Origin of the sequence: Niabella aurantiaca DSM 17617 (assembly GCF_000374125.1) — a bacterium.
GTDB lineage: Bacteria > Bacteroidota > Bacteroidia > Chitinophagales > Chitinophagaceae > Niabella > Niabella aurantiaca.
Window position 1 is genome coordinate 480,451 of record NZ_KB893625.1, and the last position, 17,393, is coordinate 497,843.

Annotated in this window: 10 protein-coding genes; all 10 read left to right on the forward strand. The window is 48.4% G+C overall.

The genetic code is table 11. From position 1 onward, the window contains the following. Positions 1-8 precede the first annotated feature (8 nt). The 10 genes from B160_RS0102000 to B160_RS28205 all read left to right on the forward strand — a co-directional run bounded on the left by B160_RS0102000 (position 9) and on the right by B160_RS28205 (position 17,390). The gene (locus B160_RS0102000; RefSeq protein WP_018626173.1) at positions 9-1,172 is read left to right on the forward strand and encodes a glycoside hydrolase family 172 protein; all 1,164 of its coding nucleotides are present in this window, start codon (positions 9-11) and stop codon (positions 1,170-1,172) included. 119 nt (positions 1,173-1,291) lie between these two features. Then, complete coding sequence (locus B160_RS0102005) at positions 1,292-2,554, forward strand: DUF6786 family protein (protein ID WP_018626174.1); 1,263 nt, start codon at positions 1,292-1,294, stop codon at positions 2,552-2,554. A 250-nt stretch (positions 2,555-2,804) separates the two neighbouring features. Beyond that, on the forward strand, positions 2,805-4,592 hold the full coding sequence (locus B160_RS0102010) for an L-fucose isomerase (protein WP_018626175.1): 1,788 nt from the start codon (positions 2,805-2,807) through the stop codon (positions 4,590-4,592). 418 nt (positions 4,593-5,010) lie between these two features. Further along, positions 5,011-6,300 carry a sugar MFS transporter gene (locus tag B160_RS0102015; protein ID WP_018626176.1) on the forward strand — a complete coding sequence of 430 codons (1,290 nt, stop codon included), beginning with the start codon at positions 5,011-5,013 and terminating at the stop codon, positions 6,298-6,300. A 320-nt stretch (positions 6,301-6,620) separates the two neighbouring features. Further along, on the forward strand, positions 6,621-9,809 hold the full coding sequence (locus B160_RS0102020; protein WP_018626177.1) for a SusC/RagA family TonB-linked outer membrane protein: 3,189 nt from the start codon (positions 6,621-6,623) through the stop codon (positions 9,807-9,809). Between the two features lie 27 nt (positions 9,810-9,836). Continuing rightward, positions 9,837-11,621, forward strand: a complete 1,785-nt coding sequence (locus B160_RS0102025) for a RagB/SusD family nutrient uptake outer membrane protein (RefSeq protein ID WP_018626178.1) — start codon at positions 9,837-9,839, stop codon at positions 11,619-11,621. A 45-nt stretch (positions 11,622-11,666) separates the two neighbouring features. After that, positions 11,667-12,890: a DUF1735 domain-containing protein gene (locus B160_RS0102030; protein WP_018626179.1), complete on the forward strand. Its 1,224-nt coding sequence runs from the start codon at positions 11,667-11,669 to the stop codon at positions 12,888-12,890. 341 nt (positions 12,891-13,231) lie between these two features. After that, on the forward strand, positions 13,232-14,236 hold the full coding sequence (locus B160_RS0102040) for a glycoside hydrolase family 43 protein (RefSeq protein ID WP_157557851.1): 1,005 nt from the start codon (positions 13,232-13,234) through the stop codon (positions 14,234-14,236). 147 nt (positions 14,237-14,383) lie between these two features. After that, positions 14,384-15,724, forward strand: a complete 1,341-nt coding sequence (locus B160_RS28200; RefSeq protein WP_169539980.1) for a glycoside hydrolase family 183 protein — start codon at positions 14,384-14,386, stop codon at positions 15,722-15,724. A gap of 103 nt (positions 15,725-15,827) precedes the next feature. After that, entirely contained in the window at positions 15,828-17,390 is a 1,563-nt protein-coding gene (locus B160_RS28205; protein WP_169539981.1) for a DUF4185 domain-containing protein, read from the forward strand. Positions 17,391-17,393: the final 3 nt, after the last annotated feature.

The window sequence follows — 17,393 nt, forward strand, 5'->3', positions numbered from 1 at the left end:
ATGTCAGTATGAAAAAAATTGGATTTTTGTTCCTGTCTTTTCTTTTTGTTTGCCAGGGTTTTTCCCAGGAGCAATTCAATGGTCTGGATATGAGTCTGGGGAATTTGTCGCGTCTGTCTGATGCAAAGACCCGTTCCATCAGTCCGGAAAATTTTACCGGTGAAAAAGGAAAAGGCGGCATGGCGGATCCGGCCAGGGACAAGGGAAAACGTAATGTGGCCAACGCGGCCAATGAGGCACGCGAGCTGGGCAGGGGTTGGAAGGTGAACCCCTTCATCATCATCGAACCCGGTGAGACCTTTACAATGGCAGATATTGCCGGTCCCGGAGCCATTCAGCACATCTGGATGACACCGACCGGAAATTTTAATTTTTCGATTTTCAGGATCTACTATGATGGGGAATCGGATCCTTCCGTGGAAAGTCCCGTAGGACCCTTTTTCGGTATGGCATGGAACCAGTTCTCCCCGCTGAATTCGCTGGCGATGACGGTGAACCCGGGCAGCGCTTTTAACAGCTACTGGAAGATGCCGTTCCGGAAGAACTGCAAGATCACCATGCAGAACATCGATACGCAGCCGATGCGCTTATATTACCAGGTGGATTATACATTAACAGATGTGGGATCCGACGAAGGTTATTTTCATGCCCAGTACCGCCGCAGCAAACCGAATATGACCTCCCTGCATACCATCCTGGATGGGGTAAAAGGAAAAGGACAATACGTAGGCACGTATATGGGCGTAGGTGTTACCAATAACGGATGGTGGGGAGAAGGCGAAATAAAATTCTATATGGACGGGGATGATGATTATGCAACGATCGTGGGAACCGGGACGGAAGATTATTTCTGCGGCTCCTATAATTTTGAAAATAAAAGGACGCATCAGTACCAGGAATTTTCAACCGCCTATGCCGGGCTGCACCAGGTGCTTAAGCCGGACGGGCTGTACGGGTCACAAATGCGTTTTGGCATGTACCGCTGGCATATTATGGATCCCATACGATTCGACAAAGAGCTGAAAGTGACCATACAGGATCTGGGCTGGAAATCGGGCGGCCGTTACCTGCCCCAGCATTCCGACATTATTACGGTAGCTTACTGGTATCAGACAGAACCGCATAAAAAATTTCCCAAATTGCCGGATGCCAATATACTGGAGGTGAATTAAGGAACGGCCGGCTTTATCCGGGGTTTGAGATCTGGGTTTTGAGATTTTTGAGGGTCTTGGGGTCTCAATTGATTGCTGAAGGCTCAGACCCGGGATTCCGCACAATAAAAAATGAACATATGGAAATAAAGAATACACTTATTGCGATGGCTGCCGTAGCCGTATTGGCGTCCTGTAACGGCGATACAAAAACGCCCGGTGCCACATCTGATTCAAAAAAAACAAATACCGGTATGGAAAACCACGGGCAGGGAAGCTTTGGATATGATGTGCAGTTTTTGCAGCAGAAGGACAGTGGGCTCATCGTGCTGAAAAGCAACGATGGCGCCAGCCAGGTACTTGTTTCCCCGCGTTATCAGGCAAAAGTGTTCACTTCATCGGCAGACGGGCTGGCCGGTAAAAGCTTCGGGTGGGTGAATTATAAGGCATTTGAAGGGCCGGAAGATGCGCATATGAATGCCTATGGCGGCGAAGACCGCCTGTGGCTGGGGCCGGAGGGTGGCATTTTTTCGTTGTACTTTAAGCCCGGTACAAAAATGGAATTTGAAAACTGGAAAACACCGGCGCCCATTGATACGGAATCCTGGACACTTGAAACGTCCGACGGATCTTCGGTTTCCATGAGCAAGGAAATGAACCTGCAGAATTATGCGGGTACGCAATTGCAGTTGAAAGCAATACGCCAGGTGGCACTGATTGGCCGGGAGGCCATTGCCTCCGATCTGGGAGTAGCGTTGGGAGCCGGCATCAAATCGGTGGCATTCAAAACGGTCAATAGCATTACCAACAGCGGGTCACAGGCCTGGGATGAAAAAACAGGTGCCCCCTGCATGTGGAACCTCGATATGTTTACCCCATCGGAGCAGTGCATCATCGTGATCCCCTATAAGAACGAAGCAACGGGGAAGGTGGCTACTACTGATTATTTTGGAGAGATCCCCAGGGACCGCGTCCACTACAGTAATGGCCTGCTGTTCTTCAAAGCAGACGGGAAGTCGCGGAGCAAGCTGGGCATTCCCCCGGCGCGGGTAAAAGATGTTGCCGGCAGCTATGATGCAGCCGGTAATGTGCTCACCATTATTAAATACGATGTGGACCCTGCGGGAAAATATTTAAACCAGGAATGGCGAACGGACCGGGAGCCCTTTAGCGGGGATGCGATGAACGCTTATAATGACGGGCCACTGGAAGACGGCAAACAGATGGGACCGTTTTATGAAATGGAAAGCGTTTCTCCTGCAGCCTTTCTGAAACCCGGAGCCACACAAACGCACCGGCACAGCGTATATCATTTTACCGGCGACAAGGCCGTGTTGAGCGCGATCGCAAAGAAAGTGCTGGGCGTATCAGTGGAGGAAATAGAAAAAGCATTTAGCAAATGACCACGGGTTAATGGGGTCAGGGCGTTTAACCGGAACAATTTGAAAATGTAGGAATGTGAGAATTTAGGAATGTGGAAGTGTGGAGACCGATGGCTACCGGGAGCAGGCATAAAACCGGATCCCATCTCAAACAGAACAGGCTGTCTGCCATCCGGCGTCGATCATCCAGTGCCCCGCATCCAGTATTTAGTATGATAGTATCCAAAATCCAGTATCCAGCATCTAATATCTAAAGTCTAATAGCTATAAAATGGCAGTAAAAAGAAAATTGCAAAAAAATAAATATCCCAAAATAGGGATCCGTCCCATTATTGACGGGCGTTTGGGGGGGATCAGGGAATCATTGGAAGAAACAACGATGGGAATGGCCCGGGCAGTGGCTGCCTTGTATTCAAAAAAGCTGACCTATCCGGACGGCAGTCCCGTAGAGTGCGTTCTTGCGGACAGCTGCATTGGCGGGGTAAAAGAGGCGGCCGCTTGTGCGACGAAGTTTGCCGCAAATAATGTTGGACTTTCTTTATCGGTAACGCCCTGCTGGTGCTACGGCTCGGAAACCATGGATATGGATCCTTCCGTACCCAAGGCTATCTGGGGTTTTAACGGTACCGAACGCCCGGGAGCCGTGTACCTGGCCGCCACCCTGGCTGCGCACAATCAGAAAGGATTGCCCTGCTTTGGTATTTATGGCCGGGATGTGCAGGATATGGGAGACACATCGATACCGGGTGATGTGGAAGAAAAGCTGCTGCTTTTTGCAAAGGCCGGCATGGCCGTGGCGATCATGAAGGGCCAGTCTTATCTGGCCATCGGATCGGTATCAATGGGCATTGCCGGATCGATCGTTGATCCGCAGTTTTTTCAGGAGTATCTGGGAATGCGCAATGAATATGTGGATTCCTCCGAGATCCTGCGGCGCATCCAGCTGGGCATCTTTGACCCGGAAGAGTTTAAAAAAGCCATTGCCTGGGTAAAGAAGAACTGCAAGGAAGGAAAGGATCATAACCGCAGGGAAAAAATAAAATCAAGAAAAGAAAAGGACAGGGACTGGGAATTTGTTACCAAAATGACCATGATCATGCGGGACCTGATGACCGGCAACCCCAGGCTGGAAGCGCTGGGATATGCCGAGGAAGCGCAGGGGCACAATGCCCTGGTCTCCGGATTTCAGGGACAGCGGCAGTGGACCGATTTCCTGCCGGACGGCGATTTTTCAGAAGCGATACTGAACTCCTCCTTCGACTGGAACGGCATCCGGAATCCTTATATGGTGGCTACCGAAAATGATTGCTATAACGGCGTATCCATGCTGTTCAATTACCTGCTGACGAACGCGGCACAGATCTTTGCCGATGTGCGCACTTACTGGAGTCCCGACGCTACGGAACGGGTATCGGGCTGGAGACCCGATGGCCTTGCGCAGGATGGATTCATCCATCTCATCAATTCGGGCTCTGCCACCCTGGATGGCACCGGTCAGCAGTCGCGGAACGGTAAGCCCGCCATGAAGCCCTTCTGGGAGATCAAAGAGAAGGAGGCTGCAGCCTGCCTGGCAGCTACTACCTGGAGCCCCTCCAACAGGGATTATATGCGCGGGGGCGGCTATTCCTCCACCTTTCTTACCCGGGGCGGCATGCCGGTAACCATGTGCCGCTTAAATCTGGTAAAAGGGCAGGGGCCGGTATTGCAGATCGCCGAGGGGCACACGATCGATCTGCCGGAAAAGGTACACCAGGTATTGAATGAACGTACGGACCGGATCTGGCCTACTACCTGGTTTGTACCCAATCTTACCGGCAACGGCTTTTTCAGGGACGTTTATTCGGTAATGGCCAACTGGGGGGCAAATCACGGAGCCATCAGTTACGGGCATATCGGGAACCAGCTGATCACGTTGGCTTCCATGCTCCGCATTCCCATAGCCATGCACAATGTTCCGGAAACGAAGATCTTCCGGCCATCTGCGTGGGGTGCGTTTGGAATGGATCCTGAGGGCGCCGATTACCGGGCCTGCAATGTTTATGGCCCGTTGTACGGATAAAGCGTATAGGGTTGTTAGCTTATGGTTTGAGATTCCTGGTTCAATGTTTGCCGCCGGATCTATTTCACTTTTTGCGGACCACCGGGGCGGCCTGTGATTGAAAATTGTTGAAGGCGGTTGAGGGTTGCAGATGCTGTTGGCTGAAGACTCATTGCTGTAAGCTGGGCCAGACTGTAAACAAAATTTACATTTTTGTAGTTTATATTAACCGGGGCGAACAGGATTCTGCAAAAAATATGTATTTTACCGCTTTGTATAGGATAGGTGCATAGGTGAATGGTCAATGGTTGCTATGTTTGGTGGAAGCCGGAACCCGCTGCGAAGCAGAACCAGGAACCTGGAATCCGGGCGCTGTATCCTGCAAACAACGATGAGTATATAACAACAAAGAATATTTTATCCAACTTACACAATCGACATGAGCGAAAAGAAATCACTTTTTATCAGGGATGGTATTAACTATGCGGCGCCGTTTGCCGCCATCAGCGCCTTGTTCTTTCTTTGGGGGGTGGCGCACGGGATGCTGGATACGCTGGACAAGAATTTCCAGGAAATGCTGCATTTAAAAAAATGGCAATCCAGCTTTATCCAGTTCTCATTATACGGCGCCTATTTTTGTATGGCCATGCCGGCCGCTATTTTTATGAAAAAGTACGGCTATAAAAGAGGGGTGATCTTCGGATTGCTGCTTTTCTCCGGTGGCGCATTGCTGGCGGCTGCTACGGCCCCGCTGGAATCCTTTGTATGCTTCTTATGCTGTCTCCTCGTAATTGGTGCCGGCCTTACCACGCTGGAAACCGCGGCCAATCCTTATACCACAAAATTGGGTCCGCCGGAAACTGCGGAGCGCCGGATCAACTTTTCTCAGTCGTTTAACGGATTGGCCTGGGTAGTAGGCCCGCTGATCGCTTTATATGTGTACGGTAATCAAAGCCATGTAGAGGGCGAAAAAATGATTTCCATCGTATTGCCGTTTGCTATTATCGGCCTTGCCGTATTGTTGGTAGCGTTTATTTTTACGCGCCTGAAGTTGCCGGAAATAACCGAGGAAGATGAGCTGGCGGCGCACGGTCACGGAGCCTCTGCCACACCCGGCGATGATCCCGAAATTTTATCCGGAACTGAGCAGGTCACTACAGGATCTGTGTGGGACAAGCGGCATTTTAGATTGGGCGTGGTCGCGCAGGCCTGTTATGTAGCAGCCCAGACCGGTGTGTTCAGCTACCTGATCAATTTTGTTACAGATCATGATATGTCGCCCCGGTGGGATACAAAGTACGGGCCCTATTTTTTGTCGGTCGGTTTTGCTTTATTTATGCTGGGAAGGATCACCGGCAGTATGATGATGAAGTATTTTAAACCAACGAAGCTCCTGGCGCTTTACACGCTGGCCGTATGCGTTCTGCTGCCGGTGGTTTCAGCCGAAATGGGATGGCCGTCACTGATTGCTTTATACGGTGTTTTCTTCTTTATGTCTATTATGTTCCCCACCATATTTGCGCTGGCTATAAAAGGGATGGGGACGAGTACCAAACGGGCTGCGGCGTTCCTGGTAATGTCTGTTGCCGGTGGCGCCATATTCCCACCCATTATGGGGGCCATATCCGATACTTTTGGAATGGCAAAAGGGTTTCTGGTACCGATCCCCTTATTCCTGTTCATCCTGTATTATGCGGTAAACGGGTATAAGGTAAAAGCACAGTATTAGGAGCGGGTTAAAGACATTCGCATATAAAGGGCGCGGTTCCATCCGGCGCCCTTTTTCGTGGCCCCGCTGATCGTATATTTCACAAAACTTATATTATTTTTTTGTTGCGTATAAAAAAAACACTATTTTTACTTAAACGATTAAGCTTTTGCGATTGTCTTGAAAGGTGCAGCAGGAAAAAGCCGGATTTAAGAAACTGTTTGGATGAGGTGTATCCTGTATTTGTCGTCGGGATATATAATTTAAACGATTAAGCAAAGAATCTTGAACATTTTATTCATAGCGGGCATGCCCGGTCATCTTTTTAATCTTCTATAGTTATGAGCCAAAAACGAAACCTTCCATTTGACCGCTCTTTACAGCGGGGCTGCTTAATGGTTTTATGGAGCGTTTGCCTGCTGATGCTTTACCGGCAGGCAAGCGGTAACGACCGAACCATAAGCAACAAAACGAGTGCGCTACAGGACACGGTGCCTTTAAGCAGCTGGGTGCTGCATGGTGTTGTTACCGATGAAAACAGCAAGCCCCTGCCGGGCGCATCCGTTAAGATTGCAGATGCGGAAAATAAAGGTACTTCAACAGATTTGAGCGGGCGGTTCATGCTCGAAATGGACAACGTTGCCGACAGTATTGAAATTTCTAACGTAGGGTACATTACCCAAAGGATGTTGCCGGGCGGGCAACGGAATGTGGCCATCACCCTCTACGTTGATGAGGTAGCGCAAAAAATGAACGAAGTGGTAGTGGTAGGTTATGGAACGCAGAAGAAAATTACGGTTACCGGTGCCGTTTCATCCGTGTCGGCGAGCGATATGCAGCGCGCGGCGGTGCCTTCTTTGTCAAATGCCATTGGTGGCCGGCTGCCCGGTATTATTACGCGGCAGAGCAGCGGGGAACCGGGCTACGACCAGGCCTCGGTATTTATCAGAGGGCAGGCTTCGTTTTCAGGTGGCAACGACCCGTTGATACTGATTGACGGGGTAAGAGGCCGGGATATGAATAATATTACGGCGGAGGAGATAGAAAGTTTTACCATTTTAAAGGACGCGTCGGCCACCGCCGTGTATGGTGTGAGCGGTGCGAACGGCGTAATACTGATCAATACCAAAAGAGGTAAAATAGGCAAACCAACTGTTAGTCTGCGTTCAGAAGCTGCACAGCTTACGGCATTAAGGATGCCGGAGTATATTGATGGTTATGAATATGCCAGCCTGCTGAATGAAGCCCAGCGTCATATCGGCATGACGAATGTATCCTATACCGATGAGGACCTGCAAAAGTATGCGGATGGCAGCGATCCTTATTTACATCCCAATGTGAACTGGACGGATATCATTCTTAAAAAACATACCTACCAGACCATTCACAACCTCAACATATCCGGCGGTTCGGAAATGGTGCGTTATTATACCAATGTGGGCTTTTTGATGCAATCGGGGCTTTATAAGGAAGACGGGCTGAATAAGTTTAACACGAATTCGAATGTGAAACGCTATAATTTCAGGTCGAATATTGACGTAAAGTTTTCCCAAACGTTTAACCTTACGGTGGGCCTGGGCGCCATCATCCAGAACGGCCATTATCCCGGTACCCCCATGCCGGATATCTTCGGCGCCCTGGGGGTCATTTCCCCGATCCAGTACCCTGTAAAAAATCCGGACGGGTCCGTGGCCGGCGGCGCTTCGTATCTGGGCCGCAATCCTTATGCACTGGTTACGCAAAGCGGCTATTCCGACCAGGCCCGGCATACCCTGCAAAGCACGCTGGCCGCCAAATGGGATCTGTCACGGTTGGTTACCAAAGGACTGTCTCTTAATGGCCGGTTTGCTTATGACTATTACAATTTCAGCGGCATTGACCGGATTAAGGCCTACGAGATCAAGCAGTATATGGGCAAGGACCCTGTTTCGGAGGAAGACAAATATACGGTGGTGCGCGAAGGCGGTAACCTCGGTTATTCAAAATTTGTCGCTAATAATGACAAGGGCTCATACATAGAAGCCTCCCTGAACTACCAGCGTACCTTTAACGGTAAACATGACGTAAGCGGTTTATTATTGTTTAATCAGAAAGAAGATACATACCAGGCAGCTGCTTCGTCTATTCTGGCGTTGCCTTACAGGAGCAGGGGCTATGCCGGTCGTGCCACTTATGCTTATGACAACCGGTATATGATGGAATTGAACATGGGGATCAACGGTTCCGAACAGTTTCCCCCGGATAAACGTTATGGCTTCTTTCCCTCTGTTTCCGCCGGCTGGATCGTTTCCAATGAAAAGTTCTGGAATGTAGACTGGATGAACCAGCTAAAAATAAGAGGCTCTTATGGTAAGGTGGGTAATGACCGGATAACGCCGGCTAATAACATCCGTTTTTTATACCTGACAACAATAACCAAAGATGCCAATACTGCCTGGTTCGGCAGCAGCCAGCAGGGATATAGAGGCTATGACGAAGGTCAGATTGGGGTTACGGACGTTACCTGGGAATCTTCCTTCAAAAAAAATATAGGCTTTGATGCGGAGCTGTTCAATATGCTCACGTTGCAGGTGGATGCATTCAGCGAAAGGAGAAAGGGGATGCTGATACGAAGGGGAACCATTCCTTATGTGGCGGGATATTTTTCATGGATTGTTCCTTTCGGTAACCTGGGGGAATCAAAGAACCACGGTATAGATGCCAGCCTGAAGTTTCAGAACAAACCCGCCCCGAATCAGGTGTATTATTCGTTCATGGGCAATTTTACGTATGCGCATAATGAGGTTATAGAAGATGATAAGCCGCTAAGGGAAGGAGTACCCTATCAATCTGCAAAGGGCCATTCCATAGGTGCGCCTTATGGTTTGCAGGCAATAGGGCTGTTTAAGGACCAGGAAGATATCGACCAAAGTCCGGCGCAGCGGTTTGGCCCGGTACGCCCCGGGGACATCAAGTTTAAAGACGTGAACGGCGATGGGCTTGTGAATGCTGACGATTACATATTTCTCGATGGCTATCCGCGCACGCCCGAAATCGTATATGGCTTTGGCGGGACCGTTGCCTGGAAAGGGGTGGATGTAAGCGTATTTTTTAACGGCGCGGCCAGAACGAGCATCTTTATCGTTGGCCCGTCCATTTTCCCCTTCCAGAGAGGCCCGGGCAGCTATAATATACTAAAGGAATACTATGACAACAGGTGGACGCCGGATAACCTGGATGCCCGCTATCCTGCGGCCACGCCCGAAAATAACGCAAACAATTTCCAGAATTCCACCCAATATATGCGGGATGCTTCGTACCTGCGTTTGAAAAACGCTGAAATCGGTTACAGCCTGCCGGAGCTGGTTGTGAAAAGGTACAAGCTGAAAAGCCTCCGTTTCTTTATAAATGGTACCAACCTGTTAACGTTCGATCAGTTAAAGTTTCTTGATCCGGAGTCTAATAACGGTACCAATAGCGGGGATTACAGCAATATTAACCTGTACCCCCTGCAACGGTCTCTGAACTTTGGGTTACAGGTCAATTTTTAATTAATGAATATATTTAAAAATATACTGATGAAAACAAAACTATTTATACCGGGGCTGCTCCTGATCATCTTAAGCTCATGTTCAAAGTTCCTGGACAAGACACCTGATGAAGATCTTACGCTCAAAGATGTTTTTGTGAGCAGGCTGCATACCGAGGCCTTCCTTACCTCCATGTATGCCGGCCAGGAATGGGATATTAACCCCGTAGACCCTGGGAACAGGGCGCCCTGGACCGGATCTTCCGATGAAATGGAAATCACTTTCCCGGGCAGCTATGTGCATTATTTGAACAATGGCGGATGGAACTCCCAGAATATTTTAGACAACTGGCAGTTTGCTTATCAAACCATCCGCAAGGCCAACCTGTTCCTCGAAAATATAGACCTGCTGCCTTTTCAGGATGGCTATACGCAGGAGAACAAGAACTCCTGGCTGGGGGAAACGTATTTTCTCAGGGCCTATGATCATTTTATGCTGTTCAGGCTCTATGGCGCCTTTCCCATAATGGACAGGGCATGGAACACCAGTGATGACTTTACAACCATTAAAAGATCGCCGGTAGAGGCCTGCGTGGATTTTATTGTGAAAGACTGTGAGAAGGCCATAGAGCTATTGCCCATTACCGTATCCAGCGACAAGCTGGGCCGGGCCACCAAAGCTGCTGCGCTGGCACTAAAGGCAAGAGTGCTGCTTTATGCCGCCAGCCCTTTATTCAATGGCAATAATGACTTCAAAAACTTTAAAGATCCGGACGGTGTCAACCTGTTCCCGCAAAGCTATGATGCCAATAAATGGAAGATAGCAGCCGATGCGGCAAAAGCATGTATTGATGCCTGTGAAGCCGGAGGCTATGGTCTTTATACGGCTACCGGTAATGATCCCTTACAGAACTATACAAATATATTCCTGCAAAACCATAACAAGGAAGTGCTGTGGGCGACCAATTACCAGGCTTTTCAGCACCTTGAACGCTGCTCCAACCCATTGAGTTATGGTGGTTATTCGATCATGTCCGTATCCCAGCAACTGGTTGACGCCTACAGGGATACCCAGGGTCGCGACGTGATCACTGGGTATAATGCAGATGGTTCTCCGATTATCAATAGCCAGACCGGGTACACGGAAACCGGGTTTACGGCTGCTGCAGGAAAATACTGGCCTGCCGGTGTAAGCAATATGTATATAAACCGGGAACCCCGTTTTTATGCAAGTGTTCACTTTTCAGGGCAAACCTGGAAAAATACGACGATACAGATGTGGTATTCCGGCAAAGACGGGGCTTCTAAAAATGCTTCGGACTTTTCTAAGACCGGGTATGTATTGCGGAAGTTCTCCAACCCGCTGATCAATATTGTAACCAATACCGGGTGGGATCTCAAAACGTTTATTTATTTCCGCCTGGGCGAACAGTACCTGAATTATGCTGAAGCGTTGAACGAAAGCCAGGGACCGGTGGAAGACGTGTACACGTATGTAAATGCCATTCGTAACCGTTCGGGGCTTCCCGATCTGCCGGCAGGGCTTTCAAAGGAGGATATGCGCACCCGGATCTGGCAGGAGCGTAGGATAGAGCTGGCTTTTGAAGGGCATCGTTATTTTGATACAAGAAGATGGAAGATTGCTGCAACCACTAATAGCGGCAATTTATACGGGTTAAATATAACCGCTGGTAGTTCGGCAACCGACGCGTCTTTTTATAAAAGAACGGTTGTGGAGAAGAGGGTTTTCCTGGCACCCCGGGATTATTTCTGGCCGGTGCCGCAGTCTGAGCTGGACAAAGACCGCAATTTGCAGCAGAGTATGTACTGGTAATAAAACGAGCCGGTTGAATACTTCCATCACTATAAAACTATAAAAATGAAAAATAAAATAATTTTTATCATAGCCTGTATTTCAATGGCCCTCGTCTCCTGTGATAAATATTACAGCGGTATTGAAGACCCGGAAATATACAAGAACGTGTATATGCCGCGTGCTGCTAATGATTCTACCGTAGTAGCCGTTACAAGGGATGAGGCCGTCTTTGAATTAGCTTATAGCGCCTACCTGGGTGGCGTTGAAAATGCAGCGGGCGATATCAATGTATCATTTAAAGTGGATGAAGCTGAAGTAACGGCTTTTAATGACAGGCATGGAACAAATTATCCGTTATTGCCTGCCGCCAATTACTCGCTAAGCGCCGCTTCTGCCGTTATACGTACCGGGGACCGCAGCACGGATAAGTTGACGCTGACCGTTAAGTCGAATGAATCCCTGGCATTATTTAAAACCTATATATTGCCCATAAGCATACAATCCGTAGATGGCGGCGGAAGCAGGATTTTGCCGGAATATGCCACTACCTATTACCTGGTAAAAGTAGGGCAGCCGGAAATACTGAACCTGGGCAGCAACTGGGGAGGGATCCTCAGCATCGGGCCTAAGAATACGGTGATTTCCAATGATAAGAATAACCTGGATATCCTGATGTATCTGCCCAATGCCGAAGGTATATATAATCAGCCGCCACTGCACATCGGCGTCAACTGGAAAGACTCGGAATCTTTTTACTATGTGAGTGAAAATTCAATGGTTGTAAGAAACTATCCGTACTGGGCAGGTTTGTTCCGTTTTAATATGTATCCTGAAAATATAGTACAAAACAATCCCAAGCCAACCGAGAATATCATCGTATCGATAGCGGACTGGAATACGTTTTGGCAGGGAGATTTCTGGGATAAGTACCTCATTACTCCCTTTGGCGATTACCTTTTTACCAGGGATAATGGCGGCAGTTTGTGGCGGCAGCCGATATTCTCCAAAATAGATGTGAACAGGACGCAGGTAGCCACAGGGTTTAATTATACACAAATAGCGGCGTATCCTTCCACCAACCCCAATGCATTGATTTGTGTGAATGCGGCCGGTGATTTATGGTATTATCCTGTGAACGGAGGTGTGCCGGGCGCCGGAAAGAAAGTAGGAACGGGCTGGAATGTGTTCAAGAAAATTATCGTGAGAGGGAACGAAATACTGGCGCTTGGACAAACGAATGGTGTATATGCGATTGCTTTTGATCCGGATAAAACATACTTTTTCTAGAAAACTGCCTGAAAAGGGGCCGCAAAAAGTAGTAATGATGATTATTTCCCGCAGATTGGAGGATATTAAAATAAAAACGCCGCCACTAACAGCCGGCTATATGTAAATATGTAAAAGAGGCTTACGGATGGCACAGACTTAAAACGATCCCATACAAATATGTGAAAACCGGTGCCATCAGTGAGCATAAAAAACGCAAAACTGGATTGTTAGATGGAATGGCGCAGACCAACCACAGAAAAGAATTCATTAGCGGGGATCTGCGAAGAAAATTAGCGAAGATCAGCGGGAAAAATAACCGACTGTATCAGAAAGATCTATTTCTAAACAGCTTCTGAAATATGATACAACAATTTAAAATATCCATGCTGTCGGGCTATTGTATATTAGGGATCCTTTTCTACTCCTGTAGTAAGGGATCCGCTCAAAAAGATCCCGTGCCGGATCCGCCTGCCGCAACCGCTCAGCCCATTTACCAGGCAGATCCCACTATTTTTCTTTACCAGGGGAAATATTACCTGTATGGCACGGATGGAAGTACACCGGATAAAGGAATCAGGGCATATGTATCGCCTGACAAAAAGAAATGGGAACCTTCAGCGCGGCCCGGGGGAGGATTTGTGCTGACGGTGGGTGAATCCTTTGGCACCAAAGGCTTTTGGGCACCGCAGGTATGGTATCGGAATAGTAAATTTTATATGGCCTATGTGGCCAATGAGCAAATTGCCATAGCTATCTCGGACAGCCCGGAAGGCCCGTTTTCTGTAAATGACCCCATTGCCTTCGATCAGAAAAATATAGATCCTTATGTTTTTTTTGATGATGACGGGAAAAAATATCTTTATCATGTAGACATTACCAACGGCAATAAAATTTATGTAGCGGCGATTAATGATGATTTTACCGCCATTGATAAGAGTACCCGCGCCTTGTGTATAACAGCAACAGCGCCGTGGGAAACGATACAGGCAAGGGTTACGGAAGGGCCTACCGTCTTAAAGCATAAAGGGGTCTACTACCTGGTGTATTCTGCCAATCATTTTGAGAACCAGCAATATGCAGTTGGTTACGCTACGGCTTCCAACCCGATGGGCCCCTGGACAAAAGCGGCCGAAAACCCGATATTGAGCATGGGCAATACGGGCAAACCCGGTATCGGGCACGGCGATATATTTGCGGATGCTGATGGATCTATGTATTATGTATGCCATACTCATAATGCCATGGATAAAGTGTCACCCCGCCGTACGGCAATGGTCAAAGCAAAATTTGTGGCCAGCTCCGGTGGCGCAGATAAATTAGTAATGGATACGGACAGTTTTACCTTTTTGAAAACCGGGAAGTAGCAGCGCACATAAATACAAGGGAGGATGATAAGCCCCGGTGGCGGTGATGCATACTATTGCTGATGGTGCCCGGGCTCATGTGAAGCAACCCATAAAAGAAACAGGATAATGAGATATCTACAGTTTGTGAAATGCTCAGGCGGTATTTTGGCAGGGATACTTTTGCTGCTGCAGGCATGTCGTAAAACGGAAGCCGGCGGGCAGCCATCCATAACAATTGCAGAAGATACGGTGTATGCAGGTAAAAGAGCCGCGGTATCTGCTCTTATCCAGCTGCAAAATGTTCACCTTATCAAAGAGCTGAAAATTCAGTTAGAAACGACTCCCGGTAAATTCTCGGAATACGTTCGGATACCGGCTGCACAGTTATCGGATCGGTACGATTTCAGGTTTGAGATCCCTGCTGATAAACGGGATGTCTACGTTTTTTTAATTGTGGTGATTGACCAGGGCGGGAAGCCTATTGATACCAAAAGACTTTATATAAACACGCAAACCGGCCTGCTTCCGGTTAAGTTGACCCGGATCTCCCGGTTAACGGGTGTCCCCCTGGCAGGCGAAAAAATGGCCAATCCTGCTCCAACAGCGCAATGGAACATCGGAGGAACAGACCTGGGGATCCTGTGGGATATGGAGAACGGCCAGACGGGTATTTTCTTTGGAGACACCTATGGAAATGATTTCAAGCCGGTGGGCGGAGGCCCCGGGGGTGCCGGTCAATGGAGATACAATACATTGGGTTTTTCAACCGATGCTGATCTGGAAGATGGTTTATCTATCGATTATATGGCTGCTGAACCAGGGAATGATAACTTTGCCCGGCAAATTATTTCCAGGTCGTCCAATGGCTATACCGCCATTCCTTCCGGAGCAATTCATGTGAAGGGGGTAGATTATGTGCACTACTGGGATTTAAAATCATGGGATGGGTTTGTTACCAATTTTGCTTCGTTATATCAGTCTGTGGATCATGGTAGAAACTGGACCCGGTGTACATCCGTTTATTATCCCGGGGGCAGTAAGTTTACTTGTGCAGCTTATGCCAAAAAAGATGGCTATGTTTATATAGTAGGTACCAAAGTGTTAAGAGGAGCGCTTCCATATCTGGCCCGGTGCCGGGAGCAGGATATGCTGAACCAGCCGGCCTACGAATACTGGAACGGAACACAATGGATATTGAATAATGAAGCGGCGGCAACACCGCTCTTCAATGGCGCTATGGGGGAGGCATCGCTGACATTTAACCGGTATTATAAAGTATGGATGTTAACCTACCTGGGAGATCGCGATCTGGAGATCCGTTATGCTCATGATGTCAGTGGCCCCTGGTCCGGACCCAATGTACTGGTCAGCACTTCGCTGTACCCGGCCTTATATGGTGCATTTGTGCATCCCTTAAGCACGGGAAAGGAAATCTATTTTAATATGTCACAATGGGTGCCGTATAATGTTTTTTTTATGAAAGCCGAACTGGCCTTTATAGAGTAAAGGCCATCCCTGAAAGAACAGGATATTTTATAATTAAATAAGCAGATGAAAAATGCGGTTGTTCTGGATTTTTATTTTTATGTGCCTTTATTCGTGTATCCATGTGAAGGAACAGCGGAGTTTCTTTGCAGCGGCTGCAGTGGAGCCGGTTGGAACAGATACGCAGAGTGACGGCGACCTGTGGCCTGCTGCCTGGTCCGATGATGACCAGCTTTATGCCGCCAATGGAGATGGAAAGGGGTTTGACCTGGACGGGGAATGGGACGATATTGTGGTGAATCGGATCTCGGGGATGATCGCAGACAATAGCCTGTCCGGCATCCGGCTGGCCTCGGGTAACCAGGTGGCGGATCTGTTTTTGGATACGGCTCAATATAACCGGAAGCCTACCGGGATGATCTCCGTAAATGGCATTTTGTACCTGGCCGTGCAGCACTTAAATAAAAAAGGGGAACGCACATTTAATGAGGTCCCGGTTGCCAGTATTTACGCTTCAGCTGATAAAGGAACGACCTGGAAAGGCGCCGGTCATCCTATGTTCATCAATCATGGGTTCACCACGATCATGTTCCTGGATTATGGGAAAGATAACCGGGATAATGTTTTTGATCACTATGTATACGCATATGGGTTAGATAGTAACTGGCGGGATTCTTATCATGATATTGTACCGGACCCTCAACGGCTGTACCTGGCCCGCGTTCCCGGGGATAAGATACTGGACCGGTCTGCCTGGGAGTTTTTTTCAGGCACCCGGGGCAAGCGCGTGCAATGGTCGCCGGATATTTCCGATAAAAAGCCGGTATTGGAGGATCTGCGCAGGCGCTATCCGGCCAACAGTGTACAACCCGGATTGAGTAAGGATTTCAGTGTGATCTCCCAGGGATCGGTTGTGTATAACAAGCCGCTGCAGCGGTATATTTATACTTCATGGACAGAATTCACTTTTGAATTTTATGAATCACCACGCCCCTGGGGTCCATGGAAATTGTTTTTTTCTTATGATTTTGGTCCGTATCCGTGGACAGAAAAACAGTATGGCGGATATGCCGTCGTAGCGCCCTCCAAATTCATTAGTGAAGATGGGCGGATGATGGGACTGGTCAGCAGTACGTTTTCGGGCGGTGTAAAGCACTATGATTTTGCATACAGGAAATTATGGCTGGTTCCCTATCTAAAAAATCAAAAGACCCGTGCAGGGCGTTCTGACAGCAATATCGTAGCGAATCTTCCTTGGGATATCGTTACACCACTCTTGGGCGGAAGTCTCCGGAAGGGTTACTTGTCTTTTTTAAATGATACCGGCCTGGAGCAGGAGGCAAGCCTGAACTGGCCCCGCCTGGAAAAGGGACAGGAATATTATTGGGGATACAGCTTCAGCAGACCCTGTCGTATGAATGAGCTGGTGTATTATTCCGGAACGGCGGATACGGCGGTTAAAGGAACGGCGGACGATGTACGGGTGCAGGTCCGGAAAAATTTCAGGTGGAAAAATGTAAAGGCAAAGATCAGGCGTATCCCTTACGTGGATGTGCATCCATCCGCGGGGAGTAAATATATTATAACCTTTAAAAGAATTTCAGGAGACGGTATCAGGATCGTTGGCCGGCCGGGTAAGAACAGCTTGCTTACGACGATCCGCGAGTTAGCGGTTTTTAACCGGTGATAT

What these genes read in the sequence shown, in the direction of transcription:
- B160_RS0102000 (WP_018626173.1), top strand. Translation starts at nt 9, where the DNA reads ATGAAAAAAATTGGATTTTTGTTCCTGTCTTTTCTTTTTGTTTGCCAG.
- B160_RS0102005 (WP_018626174.1), top strand. Translation starts at nt 1,292, where the DNA reads ATGGAAATAAAGAATACACTTATTGCGATGGCTGCCGTAGCCGTATTG.
- B160_RS0102010 (WP_018626175.1), top strand. Translation starts at nt 2,805, where the DNA reads ATGGCAGTAAAAAGAAAATTGCAAAAAAATAAATATCCCAAAATAGGG.
- B160_RS0102015 (WP_018626176.1), top strand. Translation starts at nt 5,011, where the DNA reads ATGAGCGAAAAGAAATCACTTTTTATCAGGGATGGTATTAACTATGCG.
- B160_RS0102020 (WP_018626177.1), top strand. Translation starts at nt 6,621, where the DNA reads ATGAGCCAAAAACGAAACCTTCCATTTGACCGCTCTTTACAGCGGGGC.
- B160_RS0102025 (WP_018626178.1), top strand. Translation starts at nt 9,837, where the DNA reads ATGAAAACAAAACTATTTATACCGGGGCTGCTCCTGATCATCTTAAGC.
- B160_RS0102030 (WP_018626179.1), top strand. Translation starts at nt 11,667, where the DNA reads ATGAAAAATAAAATAATTTTTATCATAGCCTGTATTTCAATGGCCCTC.
- B160_RS0102040 (WP_157557851.1), top strand. Translation starts at nt 13,232, where the DNA reads ATGATACAACAATTTAAAATATCCATGCTGTCGGGCTATTGTATATTA.